The 15,406-nt window shown below is 37.3% G+C and carries 12 protein-coding genes and 1 pseudogene; 2 read left to right on the plus strand and 11 right to left on the minus strand.

Annotated features, from left to right (window positions below):
• Window positions 1-135: 135 nt before the first annotated feature.
• The 4 genes from OR571_RS14915 to OR571_RS14930 form a co-directional block, all read right to left on the minus strand.
• Window positions 136-1,869 carry a methyl-accepting chemotaxis protein gene (locus OR571_RS14915; protein ID WP_282243858.1) on the minus strand — a complete coding sequence of 578 codons (1,734 nt, stop codon included), beginning with the start codon at window positions 1,867-1,869 and terminating at the stop codon, window positions 136-138.
• Between the two features lie 231 nt (window positions 1,870-2,100).
• Window positions 2,101-3,078: a ring-cleaving dioxygenase gene (locus OR571_RS14920; protein ID WP_282243859.1), complete on the minus strand. Its 978-nt coding sequence runs from the start codon at window positions 3,076-3,078 to the stop codon at window positions 2,101-2,103.
• A gap of 162 nt (window positions 3,079-3,240) precedes the next feature.
• Window positions 3,241-4,224 carry an ornithine cyclodeaminase family protein gene (locus OR571_RS14925; protein WP_282243860.1) on the minus strand — a complete coding sequence of 328 codons (984 nt, stop codon included), beginning with the start codon at window positions 4,222-4,224 and terminating at the stop codon, window positions 3,241-3,243.
• Window positions 4,225-4,303: 79 nt separating this feature from the next.
• Complete coding sequence (locus tag OR571_RS14930) at window positions 4,304-5,650, minus strand: MFS transporter (protein WP_282243861.1); 1,347 nt, start codon at window positions 5,648-5,650, stop codon at window positions 4,304-4,306.
• 167 nt (window positions 5,651-5,817) lie between these two features.
• Here OR571_RS14930 and OR571_RS14935 point away from each other — a divergent pair, with 167 nt between their 5' ends.
• On the plus strand, window positions 5,818-6,330 hold the full coding sequence (locus OR571_RS14935; protein WP_282243862.1) for a helix-turn-helix domain-containing protein: 513 nt from the start codon (window positions 5,818-5,820) through the stop codon (window positions 6,328-6,330).
• Window positions 6,331-6,419: 89 nt separating this feature from the next.
• Here the strand turns inward: OR571_RS14935 and OR571_RS14940 are convergent.
• Both OR571_RS14940 and OR571_RS14945 read right to left on the minus strand, forming a co-directional pair.
• Window positions 6,420-8,014 (minus strand): annotated as a pseudogene (locus OR571_RS14940) (long-chain-fatty-acid--CoA ligase).
• A gap of 17 nt (window positions 8,015-8,031) precedes the next feature.
• Window positions 8,032-9,240, minus strand: coding sequence for a CaiB/BaiF CoA transferase family protein (locus OR571_RS14945; RefSeq protein ID WP_282243863.1), 1,209 nt, complete (start codon window positions 9,238-9,240; stop codon window positions 8,032-8,034).
• 180 nt (window positions 9,241-9,420) lie between these two features.
• On the opposite strand from OR571_RS14945, the gene OR571_RS14950 reads away from it, so the two are divergent.
• The gene (locus OR571_RS14950) at window positions 9,421-10,857 is read left to right on the plus strand and encodes a phospholipase D family protein (protein ID WP_282243864.1); all 1,437 of its coding nucleotides are present in this window, start codon (window positions 9,421-9,423) and stop codon (window positions 10,855-10,857) included.
• Between the two features lie 57 nt (window positions 10,858-10,914).
• On the opposite strand, the gene OR571_RS14955 is transcribed toward OR571_RS14950, so the two are convergent.
• The 5 genes from OR571_RS14955 to OR571_RS14975 are packed head-to-tail and all read right to left on the minus strand — an operon-like array spanning window position 10,915 to window position 15,387.
• Complete coding sequence (locus tag OR571_RS14955; protein WP_282243865.1) at window positions 10,915-11,673, minus strand: alpha/beta hydrolase; 759 nt, start codon at window positions 11,671-11,673, stop codon at window positions 10,915-10,917.
• Window positions 11,674-11,685: 12 nt separating this feature from the next.
• The gene (locus OR571_RS14960; RefSeq protein WP_282243867.1) at window positions 11,686-12,570 is read right to left on the minus strand and encodes an alpha/beta hydrolase; all 885 of its coding nucleotides are present in this window, start codon (window positions 12,568-12,570) and stop codon (window positions 11,686-11,688) included.
• Window positions 12,560-13,345: an ABC transporter ATP-binding protein gene (locus tag OR571_RS14965; RefSeq protein ID WP_282243868.1), complete on the minus strand. Its 786-nt coding sequence runs from the start codon at window positions 13,343-13,345 to the stop codon at window positions 12,560-12,562. The genes OR571_RS14960 and OR571_RS14965 overlap by 11 nt, the downstream gene beginning before the upstream one ends.
• A gap of 10 nt (window positions 13,346-13,355) precedes the next feature.
• Window positions 13,356-14,387 (minus strand): FecCD family ABC transporter permease, encoded by a 1,032-nt coding sequence (locus OR571_RS14970; RefSeq protein WP_481900396.1) that lies wholly within the window; start codon window positions 14,385-14,387, stop codon window positions 13,356-13,358.
• The gene (locus OR571_RS14975; RefSeq protein WP_282243869.1) at window positions 14,380-15,387 is read right to left on the minus strand and encodes a FecCD family ABC transporter permease; all 1,008 of its coding nucleotides are present in this window, start codon (window positions 15,385-15,387) and stop codon (window positions 14,380-14,382) included. Before OR571_RS14975 ends, OR571_RS14970 begins: the two co-directional genes overlap by 8 nt.
• Window positions 15,388-15,406: the final 19 nt, after the last annotated feature.

Here is a 15,406-nt window from a genome sequence, read left to right on the forward strand (position 1 = left end):
TATCTCGTCTCCTTACTTCTAATTCATCGTACTGCATTAACGATAGCGTACAACGAGATAAAAGAAAAATAATTGAACTTAAAAAGAGCAGATTCATACACCTTATCCTCGTGTAAAAAATCTGCTGCTTTTTGCTTAATTCAATTTAAAATCGGAAACTACATCTTGAAGTTTCTCAGACATTTCTGCTAAAGAACGGGATGCTGCTGTCATTTCAATCATGGATGCATATTGTTCTTCCGCTGCTGCAACAACATTTTGTGTGTAATCCGTAGATTTTTCTATAACATCTTTTGTATTGTTTACTTGTGTTACAAGAACTTCCGCATTACTATTTATTCCTTGAATTTCTGATGAAATAATAGATAATTTACTATTAATAGTATTTATGTCTTCGGCTATTTTTTCGAACGTTTCACCTGCGTTTGAAACGTACTTCATACCATTTTCTATTGTTATTTTTCCTTCATTTACGGTTTGGACAGTATGAGTTGTATCTATTTGAATCTCATTAATAAGCGAGGAAATATTTTTTGCTGCATTTCCTGATTCCTCTGCTAACTTTCTTACTTCATCAGCCACTACTGCAAAACCTTTACCATGCTCGCCTGCTCGAGCAGCTTCAATTGCAGCGTTCAGAGCTAGTAAATTCGTTTGCTCTGCAATGCTCGTAATTACATTAATAATTTCCCCAATTTCTTGAGATTTTCTTTCTAATACAATCATCGCTTCTGTTGTTACCGTACTTTGATTGTTAATTTGATTCATCTGTTCCACGGTTTGTTTAATCACTTCATTACCAGAAAGAGAAATTTTAGAAGTTTCAATGGATAGGTCATTTAACTCTTTAATATTGGTTGTTATTTCTGTAATGCTAGATGAAATTTGGGAAACAGAGTTTTTCGCTTCCTGCACTCCAAATAACTGACTTTCTTGTCCGGAAGAAATTTGTTGGATAGACTCCGTGATTTCCTCTGATGCTCTACTAGTTTGTTCACTGCTGGCAGTCAGTTCTTCAGAGGTAGCTGCTACTTGCTGTGCCGACATAGATACCGATTCAATTACTTCTCTTAGATTTGTTGTCATTGCATTTATTCCACTAGCTAGATTACCTAGCTCATCCTTATTTTTGACCTTTATATGCTCAATTGCTAAGTCTTGTTGAGCAATCAAATTTACACTATCAGCGATTAATTTAATTGGATTACCCAGATGTCTTGCGAACAATACAATGACGATTAAACCAATTATCGTACTTAAAACTAGTGTAGTCACAATAGTCATAAGTATGGAATTAATCCCCTTATTAAAATCTTCCATATATGTTCCTGCGCTTATGACCCATCCCCAATTTGGATCTATTGTATTATAGGTGATTTTTGTTGCCGCAGTTTCAGGCTGATTTGGTAAGTCCCATTTATAATAATAATAACCTCCTCCCGCTTCTGCAATTTTAATCATGTCCTGAACAATGTATTTCCCATCCATGTCTTTCGTTTCCCATCCATTGGTTCCTTCTATAGTAGGATGGGCAATTTCTTCTCCGTTCTTTCCATAAATCACAAAGTAACCATTTGCTCCTAAGTCTACTTTGCTCGTTATGGCCCGCTTCCCATCACTTTGTAATTCACCAATTAAATATTGCTTTACTTGTTCTTGCGCTTCTTCTAGCGTTAGATCACCGTTTTCAACGGCCTCATTTTTAGAATCAATTAGTATTAGTGCCATTTCTACGCCATTCTTAAGTGTTTTTTCTCCTAGCTCATCAAGATTTTTTTTAGCCGAAGTATAACCACTAACTCCTATTATTAAACTAGGTATCAATAACAGACATATAGAAATGATAAAAAGCTTTGAACGTATTTTCATTTGTTTTTCCCCTTTGATAAAATTATAAGCAATACATGGTAGTCCTTCTATTGCATCAAAATCTCAACAATTGTATGTATTTTTCGACTACAAGTAATTTATCGACAAAAAAATATAATCTTTAATACCTAACTCATAGTAAATGTAACCTATACAATTTTCCAGTTGATTTACAAATTTCAAACAAAAGAGATCATCCCTATTTAAAGGAAATGATCTCTTTTTTCACTCTTATTCTTTTACAAAATCAATTGTACTTCTTACCGTATCGATTGGACGAACTAAGCTTTCTATTTGTGCACGCTTTGGTTCTAAAAACGGTGGTAACGATAACTTTTCTCCAAGCGTTTCATAAGGTTCATCTCCCATAAACCCTGGACCATCTGTTGCAAATTCAAACAAAATGCCATTTGCAACTCTTGCATATAAACTTTGGAAGAAGAAACGATCCACAAAACCAGATGTTTGGAATCCAAAGCTCTCCATTCGATTCGTCCATTCATCTAAAACTGAACGATCTTCTACACGGAATGCTGCATGATGGACTGTTCCAAAACCTTGTCTACCAGGAGGGAGAATAATATTTTTCTCCACAATTACTTGAGCACCGTTTCCTCCTTCTCCAACTTCAAATAAATGCAAAGATCCTTCCTGTGCAATTTCTTTAAATAGCATTACTTTTTCTAACACTTCTTTCATATAATCGAACTCAGCAATTCGAATATGAATCGGTCCTAGTCCTGTAATAGCATACTCTAAAGGAATTGGTCCCTTTTGCCATGGTGTTCCAGATGCAATTCCTTCATTATTTTCATCTGACACTAATTGATATTGTTGGTCATCAAAGTCTACAAAAGAAAGAACCTTTACACCGAATTGTTCTTGAATTCCAGTATGCTTCACTTCTAACCGATCAAAACGCTTTACCCAGTAGTCTAGGGCAGCATCACTTGGCACGCGGAAACCTGTTTTATATATTTCATTTGTTCCATGAGTTCCTTTTGGGATACCTGGGAAATCGAAAAATGTCATATCTGTTCCTGCTCCACCTACATCATCGGCAAAAAACAGGTGGTATGTTTGAATATCATCTTGATTTACTGTTTTTTTAACTAAACGCATACCTAATGTATATGTGAAAAATTTATAGTTTTCTTCTGCACTACTTGTAATTGCAGTTACATGGTGCATACCTTTTAAATGATTCATATTAAATTCCTCCATTTTATATTACCTTTAATTAAAACTTCTCTAATTCGAAGTAATTTTAACATGATAAAAAATCCATGTCAAACAAATAGAAACTGTCCTCAAAACTTTAAAGCATTGGGACAGTTTCTAATGTTATTATGGTCATATTTATTAGAAACATTACACGTCTATTTCTGTTCCTATTTGTTGTTCTTTTGCTTTTGCATATACACCTTTTGCAACTGCCAAATCAAAATAAGCAGCTCCTACTGATTTGAAAAAGGTGATTTCTTCCTTATTCTCTCTACCTTTTATAGCACCAACGACAAGCTGACTAATTTCTCCATAGACTTGTTCAAAAGACCATTTACCTCGTTCTTCTGCATCTATAAGCTCTCCTGCTTCCTCTTTAACACCCGCTAAGTCATCCACAACAATTTTAGCTGCACGAGTTATTGTTGTGAGATCCACTTCATGCATATGCGGTAAATAGGAGCCAACACCATTCACATGGGCGCCAGCTTTCAAATCATCTCCATCAAAAACAGGTTCAATGGCACGAGTCGCACAGTTAATAATATCGGCTTGGCGAACAGCAGCTGCTACATCTTCTATTACCTCATAGGCTGTTTGCACTCCAAACGCTTTGAGTTTTTCGCCAAATGCTTTTGCTTTTTCTAAGTTTCGGTTCACGAGTAGAATGCGTTCGATTGGACGGACAGCAAGTACACCAAGCACCTGTTCAAATGCCATCGCACCTGTACCAATTACTGCCAGCACTTTTGCATCTTTTTTCGCTAAATAATTTGTTGCTATTCCACTTAATGCCCCTGTCCGAAGTCTTGTTAAATAAGAGGCATTTAACATAGCTAAATGTTCTCCATTGGAAGCATCTGAGAGTAAAATGACCCCTTGGGTTGTCGCTTTTCCGTTCGCCGGATTATGCGGAAAAATAGTAACAACCTTTACCGCCGCTACTTCTCCTACTAAGTCAGCACTTGGCATATATAACGCCGAGGCTTCATATGGCGGAAATTCGATTACTGTACGATGAGGGCTTGCAATCTTTTTGGCTTCCTTCCCTTTTAATACTTCCGTAACATCTTGAATGGCATCTTTCATAAGATATGTATTGATAATTTGTTGTTCATTTACTATTAACATGCAAAAACCTCCATTAATAAAAAAACTCGTCTTTCATTAACACGAGCGAAAGACGAGATATTTTCTATTATCGCTTTATTTATTGTGCTTTGCCCAATGTATTGGAAACCTTAGACTGTTCTTTTGTGCTTTCTGTATCTACTTTGCTAATGTCATCTAAATGCTCTTGACTACGATCTTTTACTGCCCATATTGCTAACAAAGAAATAACAGCAGTGAATATAATGTAGCAGGCAACTGGAATATATGAATCATTAAACTTCAACAGTAAACTTGCCGCAACGAGCGGTGCAGTACCACCAGCCACCGCTGCACCAATTTGGTACCCAAGCGTAATTCCTGTATATCGCACTTTTGCATCAAAAATCTCGGAAAACATCGTCCCTAATACTGCAGTAATCGGTGACCAAATGATACCTAATCCAATAATCGTCGCAATAACTAATAGTGCAACTGATTGCTGATGTAACATCCAGAAGTATGGGAAAGCAAATACAATCATTCCAATAGTTCCAGCGACGTATAGCTTTTTACGGCCTATTTTATCAGAAAGACTTCCCATAATCGGTATTAAAATCGTAGTAACTATTGTAGCTATCATAACGGAATTTAACACGGCTGTTCTTGAGAAACCTAGATTTGTTGTCCCGTAAGATACAACAAACGTACCGAATATATAGAATGGTGCTGTTTCTACTACTTTTGCACCGATTGCGATTAGTACTTCGCGCCAATGATACTTTAACGTATCTACTATTGGCAGTTTAGGAATTTCTCCTGATTGTTGTACCTTTTTGAAGGATGGTGTTTCGTCAATTCCTTTACGAATCCATAACCCAAAAACAACTAATAATGCACTAAAGATGAATGGAATACGCCAACCCCAAGTCATAAATGAACCTTCAGGCAGCAAGGTCATGATCGATAATGCAACAGTCCCTAGAACCATCCCTATAGTTACACCCATTTGAGGAATAGCGCCATATAATCCGCGTTTTTCTTTCGGCGCATACTCTACTGCAAGAAGTAAAGCTCCTCCCCATTCTCCTCCAATACCTAAGCCTTGAACGAGACGTAGCGTTATTAAAAGAATTGGAGCCCAAACACCTATCGCTTGATATGTAGGAAGTAATCCCATCCCAAATGTTGCAATCCCCATTAGACTTAACGTAAGAACAAGCGTCTTCTTCCGTCCAATTCTGTCGCCAATATGACTGAAGATAACTCCTCCGAATGGACGTATAAAGAAAGCCAGTGCAAATGATGCATAAGCAAGAATAGTTCCAACCGATGGATCTTCCGTAACAAAGAATAATTGGTTAAATACAAGGGCTGCTACCGTTCCATACAAAAAGTAATCAAACCATTCAATCGAACTTCCTACTAAACTAGCAATCCACACTTTCCTCATTTGTTTTGAATCCATTTTAACTCTCCCCTTTATTAAAATTGAAGTGACACTTTAATTCTCCCATTTTCATTGTAAGTAGTTTGAAATTTTCTGTCAATATACGTTACAAATTATTTGCAATGGGCGTTCCGTAAAAAGTAATGTATGATTTACTTAAGAGTATTATAAAAGGGGTATTAAATATGTCTTCACATTCAATAGGACAGATATTAAAACAATTACGAAAAGAACGGAAGCTTACTTTAAAAAGTCTAGCAGAACTCACGGGTGTCTCAATTAGCTTCTTATCCCAAGTAGAGCGCGGTAAATCGAGCGTCACCTTAGAATCCTTGAAAAAGATTGCAGATGCATTACAAGTAAATCCTACTATATTTTTTACCGATCATTCACAGACAGATGATTTAAATTCCATCAGACAGCAATTTTTTTACCAAGATTTATCGAATGGGATTCTTGATGCTTCCTATTTACCTATCTTAGTCACACTGCAGCCAGGGGAAAATGAAGGAAATGCCTTTGCTCATAGTGGCCATGAATTTTTATATGTTATTGAAGGTACTCTAACTGTAGTAGTAGACGAGAAAAAAGAAGAATTAGGGGAGCAACAATCTACCATGTTTGATGCAAACAAAACGCACTATTGGTATAACTTAACGAATAAACCGGTACGATTTTTAGTCGTATCCTCGAAGTAACATACATGCAAAAGGAGTGAGTACAAGAAACTCACTCCTTCTTAATATTTCAGTTTAACTAAGTTTCTTTACTCTGGGCAGTACACTTTTCAATTTACTTTTTTAACCCCATTCCAGTACATTTCTCGCAATAAGAATTTTTGGAGCTTCCCAGTTGCTGTTTTTGGTAATGTCTCTACGAATTCAAATGATTTTGGAACTTTGAAATGTGCCATAACGGATCTGCAATAGTCGATCATCTCTTGCTCCGTCACATTCTTTTCTTCACGAAGCACAACAATCGCTTTAGGGACCTCTCCCCATTTTTCATCTGGTACAGCATAACAGCTGTCTCTAAAACATCCGGATGCTTATATAATACCCCTTCAATTTCCGTAGATGAGATATTCTCCCCACCAGAAATAATCATGTCCTTTATACGATCTTGAATTTCGATATACCCATCTGGATGTGTTACTGCCAAATCACCCGTATGGAACCAACCGTCTACGATAGCTTCTGCTGTTTTTTCCGGATCTTTGTAATAGCCTTCCATGACGACATTCCCACGCGTGATTATTTCACCAATTTCCTTCCCATTCCAAGCAACTTCTTTTCCATCTTCCTGACTGACCACTTTTGTTTCCCCATTAAATGCTAGTTCAATACCTTGTCTAGCTTTTATCGTTGCTTGTTCATCCGGTGATTTATCATCGAATTCTTTTTTCCATTCGCTATATAGAATGAATGGAGATGTTTCGGTCAGTCCATAAACATGCATCATATTTAGTCCAAGAATCTCTTGCGCTTTCCCTATAAGTGCTGCCGCTGGTGGCGCTCCTGCAGTGCCCATTCGAGGATTTGTTGTAATCTTCACTTCTTTTGCTTTTGGTTCATTCACTAGCATATTTACAACGGTAGGTGCACCACATAATAAGCTTATTTTATGTTTTTCAAATAAATCCAAAATAAGCGGTGGATCTACCTTACGTAAGCACACATGTGTTGCTCCAGTGGCGGTAATTGCCCACACCCCACCCCAACCATTCGCATGGAACATCGGCAATGTATGAAGATACACATCATCATGCTTTACACTTAGATGATACATAAAGTTCGCTGCATTTAAATAATTACCTCGATGTGTTAGCATAACCCCTTTTGGTTTGGAAGTCGTACCACTTGTATAATTTAAAGTGAGCAATTGATTTTCATCTATATCCACTTTAGGAAGTGAAGCATCTCCAAAGTCCTGATTGATAAATTCTTCATAATAAATACCTTCCAATAAATTCGTATACCCTTCCACTGCAACGACTATTATTTGTTCTAATGACAAGCTATGGCGGATTCCTTCTATTAAATGACTATATTCTTCATCCACAATGAGTATTTTAGAATCACTATGTTTGATAATGTATTCTAAGTCTTCTGCATTTAATCGATAATTTAAAGGGACATGTACAGCGCCGAGCTGACAAATCCCATAAAAACTTTCTAACATATAATGGGTATTTGGCAACATGACTGCAATATGATCTCCTTTTTGAACTCCAGCCTTTGCTAAAGCAATAGATAGTCTATCCGTCCGTTCCCCAAACTCTTCATATGTAAACTTTTTCTCTCCATCGATTACCGCAGTTTTTTTCGGATAATATTTGATTGCTCTTCTTTTCCAATCTAATGGTGTTAATGCAGCAAACATTCCAACCAACTCCTCTTTTAGAATGAAATTTCTTTTTGTACGATTGATCCAAAGATCCCTTTTTGCTTAAGTGTGTCTATCGTATCTTTGTTATGACCCATTTCCTTTAAAATTTCTTCCGTGTCATTTCCTGTGTTCCCCCCTGCAAAACGGTAGTTTGCTTGTTGCGTGGAAAATTTAATAGGAAAAGCAATTTGACTCTGCGTACCTCCTTCTTTCTTCGGTACAGCAACTATCATTTCTCTTGCTTTTATTTGTGGATGATTAACAGCTTCCGAGAAACTCAATACTGGTTCAATGCACCCATCAAAGCCCTCTTCTAGAATACTTACCCATTCATATAAAGTTTTTTTCTTAATAGCTTTTACTAGAATTTCTTTAAAAGCCTGCTGTTCTTCTTTACGTATACTACTGCTTAATTTTATTAAACTAGGGTCGCCGATTAACTCACACAGCATCGCTTGAAATGGTGGCTCTAAACTACCAATAGAAAGATAACGTTTATCTTTCGTTTCATAGTAATCATAGAAAGAGCCTCCATTTAATAATAAGGATTCAGGCTCCGGCTCTTCCTTACCTACTAGATATCCAGGGCCATACATTGCATTCAGTGAAAAAGATACATCTGTAATGCTTATATCAATCCGCTGACCTTCTCCAGTTTTTTCACGGTGATAGACAGCCGCTAAAATCCCTATTACAGCAGGCATGGAACCTCCTGCAATGTCTGCTACCTGCACTCCTGCTGGTACAGGAAGCTGATCTTTTCTAAAGGAATAACTCGAAAGACCAGCCAATGATAAATAGTTAATGTCATGTCCTGCACGATTACGTAGAGGACCAGTTTGTCCGTATCCAGTAATGGAGCAAAAAATAATTTTAGGATTGGTTTCTTTTAACTTTTCATACCCTATTCCCAATTTGTCCATTACTCCTGGACGAAATTGTTCGATAATAATATCGTATTCTTGTATCAGTTGATAGATGATTTCTTTCGCTTCACTCTGTTTTAGATCCAATGCTAAAGAACGTTTAGAACGATTTAAATGTCCAAAAGTAGCGGATACTTCCCCATCGATTGGACCCAAATATTTTACTAAGTCCTCTCTATTTGGGGCCTCAACTTTCAACACTTCTGCTCCCATATCTGCTAACATCATAGTGGCAAATGGTCCAGGCAATAAGGTCGAAAAGTCTAAAACTTTCAACCCATTTAAGATTCCCAAGTACTCACACCTCCGCAATGTTTAATTTTTAGAAATTTACAAATTTTCTTTCTATTATTATATTGTAGTGATTATTGTATCCGTTTTCAATAGTCGTTGTATTAAAATTCTCTGATTGTTTTCTTTCTCTTATTTTCGGGAATATATATGTGGAAATGATGCAAGTAGGAGGAAACAAAGATGGTTAAAAAGCAAAAGAAGGGGATATTTATCGGATTTCTTTGTCTGTTCGCTCTTATCTATATAGCGGTTATTTTATGGCATACGTATAAACCTCTGCCAGAAGGGGTTTCCTTCGAAGGGAATATACATAAAACGAATCATGTAGAATTTATAACAGACCTTACCTATGCACAAGATCGGGAAGGAACTGGAATGATACATGAAAATCATATTTTTGAGGAAGTAAATACAATGATTAACGAGGCAAAAGAATTTGTCGTCGTCGATTTTTTCTTGTTTGATGGTTATTATGATGAAGATGAAGACTTCCCCAAAATTGCAGACAACTTATCTACTACCCTCGCGAATAAGAAAGAAGAGAATCCTAATATGCCAGTAGTATTCATTACTGATCCGCTCAATCGTGGTTACGGATCTTATGAAAATGAATGGTTCAAAAAAATGAGAGATGCTGGTGTAGAAATAGTATATACCGACTTGGATCCATTGCGAGACTCCACTCCAATTTACTCAGGCATTTATCGAATATTTTTTCAGTGGTTTGATATTGGCGGAAAGGGCTGGATAGCAAACGCGATGGCAAGTGATGCACCTAAAATGACAATTGCTTCGTATATGACATTACTGAATGTGAAGGCAAATCATCGAAAAGCAGTCATAACAGAAAAGGAAGCAATGGTGACGTCTTCCAATCCACATGATGCGAGCGGCTTTCATGGAAATATTGCATTAACAGTAGATGGTCCTATCATTAATGATATTTTAAAGTCAGAAGAGGTAGTATCTTTGTTCTCTGGTGGTCCTAAACTTCCGCGCATCGAAGCAGAAGAAGTAAAGGGAGAATATGAAGTGCAATATTTAACAGAGAAAAAGATTTTAGATAAGTTACTTGCAGATGTAGCAGTTACCAAAAAAGGAGACAAAATTTGGCTTGGTATGTTTTTTGTAGCAAAGCGGGATATTGTCAATGCATTAATCGATGCTGCAAACCGCGGAGTAGAAGTAAATCTAATACTTGATCCAAATGAAAACTCCTTTGGCCAAGAAAAATCAGGTTTACCAAATCGTCCCGTCGTCCAAGAAATGGTGGAAGATACAGATGGAAAAATGAACATCAGGTGGTATAACACCGTTATCGGCCAATATCACACGAAAGCAATTTGGATTCAAACGAAAGAGCACACAATCATTTCAAACGGGTCTGCTAACTACACAGAACGCACATTGGACAATTATAATTTAGAAAATAACTTGCGAGTTCTTGCACCAAATGATAGTGAGCTTGTCTTACAAATGGAAGATTATTTCGAACGACTTTGGAATAATGAAGACGCTATGTATACAGTAGATTTAGAGGAATTTCAGGATGAATTTACTTGGTGGCAACGATGGATATACTCACTACAAAAGCTATTAAAAATTACAACCTATTAAAGTAATAACCCCGAATCTAGCATTTATCATTACGCCTAAGATTCGGGGCTTTATTTGTTAGTCCTTCAGAGCAGGAAATAAAAACTTAATACTATTCGGAAAGTATTGAAGGAAGAAAGAGTCTTCATGCGTACCAAGTGGATTCGTTTCAAACTTTATGCTTTTGTTTGGATCTGAACTCACTTCCTGCAAAATATGATAAGCAATCTTATTGTTTGGAACCATACATTTCTGAGCATTAGACTTTTTCATACCTTCTCGTTCTCCAACGTACATATAAATATTCAAATCATCCGCCAACAGAGAGTCTTTCATGAATGGGATAAAATCTTTAAACCAGAGAGAAGCCGAGATTAATATAAAGTTTTTAAATATGTTTTCTGTCCTATACATTGCGTAAAGAGAGATTAATCCACCTAAAGACACACCACCCAACGCCATATTTCTAGCCTCCGACGAGATGCGAAAATGCTTTTGCACATATGGAACTATCGTTTGATAAATAGATTCCAAATACGCATCTCCTTTACCACCGAATGACCAGTTTCCGAATAGTGCTTCTTGTTCCCAAGGTGTATACTCATCATTTCTTTTTTCAGACTCTATTCCAACAAAAACAACCGGCTCCGTCACACCTGCTCTTACATTTTGTTCAATTACATTGATTGACTCTCTAAATAAAAAGTCTCCATCATGTAAAAAAACAACTGGAAAAATGCGTTCAGCACCTAACTTGTATTCAATAGGCAAGTACATAACTATTCTACGTTCCGTTACTTCTAACTCGATAAACTCTCCTTCAACCTTCGAAGTCACTAGCCTTCCTCCTTATTTATTCATATAGCGAAAGGCTCTACTCATAATGGTTGGAACCACAGAGGCATGGTTTTCATCTTCTGCAATATACAACTCAACTTCCAATTGTTCTGTTTTGTGCTCGCTCATTTTTGCATACAATTGCTTGGCATCATCGACCATAAAATCCTCTTCACTGCCAACCAACATTAACAACTTTCTATGGGCATGTGGCAAGCCTTCCTGAAAATATTGTTCTGCATGCATGAATAACTCATGCTCATTCCACCAAATAGAAGGACTAGTTGCTACATAATAAGGGAACAAATCTGGACGTTTAAATAAAGCCCAAACTACAAATAATCCACTTAATGAATGACCAAATAGTGTCTGTTTATCCCTATTAACCGCATATTTTTCATTAATAATCGGCATCAATTCTTGCTCGATAAACGCTAGAAGCTTTTCTGCTCCGCCATGATCCCAAATTTGTGTTCCATTGAAACGTTCTGGGTATTTATATGTTTCAGCGAAAGGTGTAAACTCATAAAATCTTCTTTTTCCTACGTCTTCTTTCGTACCTTTATGTCCGATTCCTACAACAATTGCAGGAGAGATGAGCGTTTTTGGACCATTTCCTGCTTGCAATCGTACAACATCGCGCCCCATCTGGAAATACCAATTCCCATCTAACATATAATAGATTGGAAACCCATTTTCTGGCGCTTCTTCCTTGGGAATGGACACTTTTATGTCATACGTATAATCCATTATGTTTGATTTCATTTCCCAAAACTCTGTGTCTTCTAGCCAAACTTTATCCATCATTTCTTCATCCTCCATTTTATCCCGCATTACGGGCAATACGACGCCCTGTGTGCCCTTCCCCACTGTTTGAAGTTTAACCTTAAATGTCATAGCCATAGCAAACAGGCGAGCCGTTCTCTTCATCTATCATTATTTTGGCGTCAATTTGAAAGACGCGCTTCATTACATCCTTCGTTAAAATTTCTGACGGTGTTCCAACTGTAATAATTTCTCCGCCTTTCATAGCAATAAGCTCATCTGAAAAGCGAGCAGCATGATTAATATCATGCAGTACCATCACAATTGTACATTGATGTTTTTTATTTAAATCGTCTACAATTTTAAGCATTTCCAATTGATGTGCCATATCTAAGTAAGTGGTAGGTTCATCAAGCAACAGAATGTCAGTCTCTTGTGCTAATGCCATAGCTAGCCATACTTTTTGGCGTTGCCCGCCTGACAACTGACTGATTTCTCTTTTTCGAAATTGGGTTGTCTTCGTCACTTCCATTGCCCATTCAATTACTTCGATGTCTTTTTTGGAAAGAGCTCCAACATTTTTTCGATGGGGATAACGACCATATGATATAAGCTCTTCCACTTTTAGTTGTGCAGGTGCTTCTGGATTTTGTGACAGCAGTGCAAGCTGCTTTGCTATTTCTTTTGTGGAGATTGCTTGCATATTTTGCTCTTGTAAATAGACGTTTCCGCTAGTCTGTTTTAAAATTCTTCCGATTGTCTTTAAAAGCGTAGATTTTCCGCATCCGTTTGGTCCGATAATCGTTGTGATCTTTCCTTCTTGAATAGATGTGCTCAAATTAGTAAAAACGGTTTGCTTTTCGTAACCTGAACATAAATCCTCTACTCGTAGTACACTGTTTACCATAAGAATCCTCCTATGCTTTAGATTTTACTAACAAATATAAAAAGTACGGAATTCCAATGATAGACACTACAATTCCTACTGGTAATTCGGAAGGCTCAAATACTGTCTTTGCAATATAATCCGAAAAAATGAGCAAAAACATACCAATCATTGCACTCATCGGTAGGACAAAACGATGTTGAATACCGACAAGTCGTTTGGCAATATGCGGTGCCATCAAACCGATAAATCCAATGCCTCCAGAAACGGAAACACAAGCACTAACTATACCAACACTGCTTAATAATAAAATAGACTTTTCCTTCTCTACAGAAATTCCAAGACTCTTTGCACTTGCCTCTTCTAGTTGAAAATAATCTAACAAATGACTTTTTCGATAAATGACATATCCCAAAATAACAATCCACGGTAACATCGATAAAACAAACGACCAGTTTGCACTATAAATACTACCTGCTATCCAAACTGCTGCCATCTCATAATCACTGGCATTCATTTTAAGTGATATATAGAGAGACAACGCGCCAAACCCACTACTTATCGCTATACCAGTTAAAATAAGCCGTTGCATATCCAATACGCCATTTCGCCAAGAAAAAAGATAGATTAAACCCGCTGCTACCGCCCCTCCAACAAAGCCAAAAAGTGGCATCATTAAAATAGAAGACCAACTATCATCCGTCAAGTTATTAGAAGACATTTGAAAAAAGAACATAAAAATAACTATAGATGCCCCAGCTCCTGCATTAATACCTAAAATACCCGGATCTGCTAAGCCATTTCTCGTTACTCCTTGAATAACAGTCCCTGCCATTCCTAAACCGATTCCTACTAATGCGGCAATAACAATACGGGGTAACCGAAACTCAAAAATAACTAAGTCATGTTTCTCATTGGGATCTATTCGTAGCATTGTCTTCACCACATCCATGACAGACATGTCAAATGCTCCATTTGTAATATGAAAATAAAAAGCAACGAATGTTAGCCCTATAAAAATGAGCATCAATGTTAAGAAGTGACCAAACTGCTCTTTACGCACGCTGTTCTCCTCCTCTCGTCCGAATTAAATAAAGGAAGAAAGGAACACCGATAATCGCTGTTACTACCCCAACAGGCGTTTCAAACGGAAAGTTAATAAATCTACTGATAACATCACAAAACGCTAAAAAAACTGCGCCAATAACGGCAGAGCAGGGGATGACAAAACGATAGTCCACTCCAACGATAAAGCGAGTTATATGTGGAATAACTAGACCAACAAATGCAATTTTTCCGACTAGTGCAACTGCAGTTCCCGTTAAACACACCACCGATAAAATACTAATCGCCTTCACCCATTTTGTTCGCTGTCCTAAATTGACTGCTATATCTTCTCCTAACGAAGAAATCGTTACCGATTTGGCGATACTCAGAGCAAGTATTAGCCCAACTAAACCAAAAGGAATGGATAGCACTAGCATATCGGGATTTACTGTATGTATTTTTGCGTTATACCAAACGCTGACACTTTGCGAAACTTGAAAATACATTGCTACCGCTGATGCTATGCTGCTAAGGAACGTTCCAATAACTGTCCCAATAATCGCTAGCCTAACTGGTGATAATCCACCTTTTATAAGCGATCCAAAGCCGAATACTAAACCTGCTCCAATGGCAGAACCAACCATTGATAGTAAAATCATTTGATAATTCGGTAATCCTGGAAAAAACACCATCGCCAACGTAATAACAAATGCCGAACCGTCATTTATACCCATAATGGAAGGGGATGCAAGATAATTTCGTGTGATGCCTTGCATCACAGAACCAGCAACTGCTAAAAATGCGCCAACTAATAAAGCAGCGATTACGCGCGGTAATCGAGATGTTCTAATAATGTTGTGATCCACATTATTAGCGTCGAATTGCGTAATCGCTTGCCATACAGTTAATGCACTAATATCCTTTGCACCATATAAAACGGATAAGACAATTGCTAGTACGATGAACACGGGAGAGGTTACCAGAATAGTAGTAGCTATCAAATTTGTCTTGTTCATTTACATTCATCGCACCTTA

This window comes from Psychrobacillus sp. NEAU-3TGS, assembly GCF_029955155.1.
In the GTDB taxonomy this organism is placed as follows: domain Bacteria; phylum Bacillota; class Bacilli; order Bacillales_A; family Planococcaceae; genus Psychrobacillus.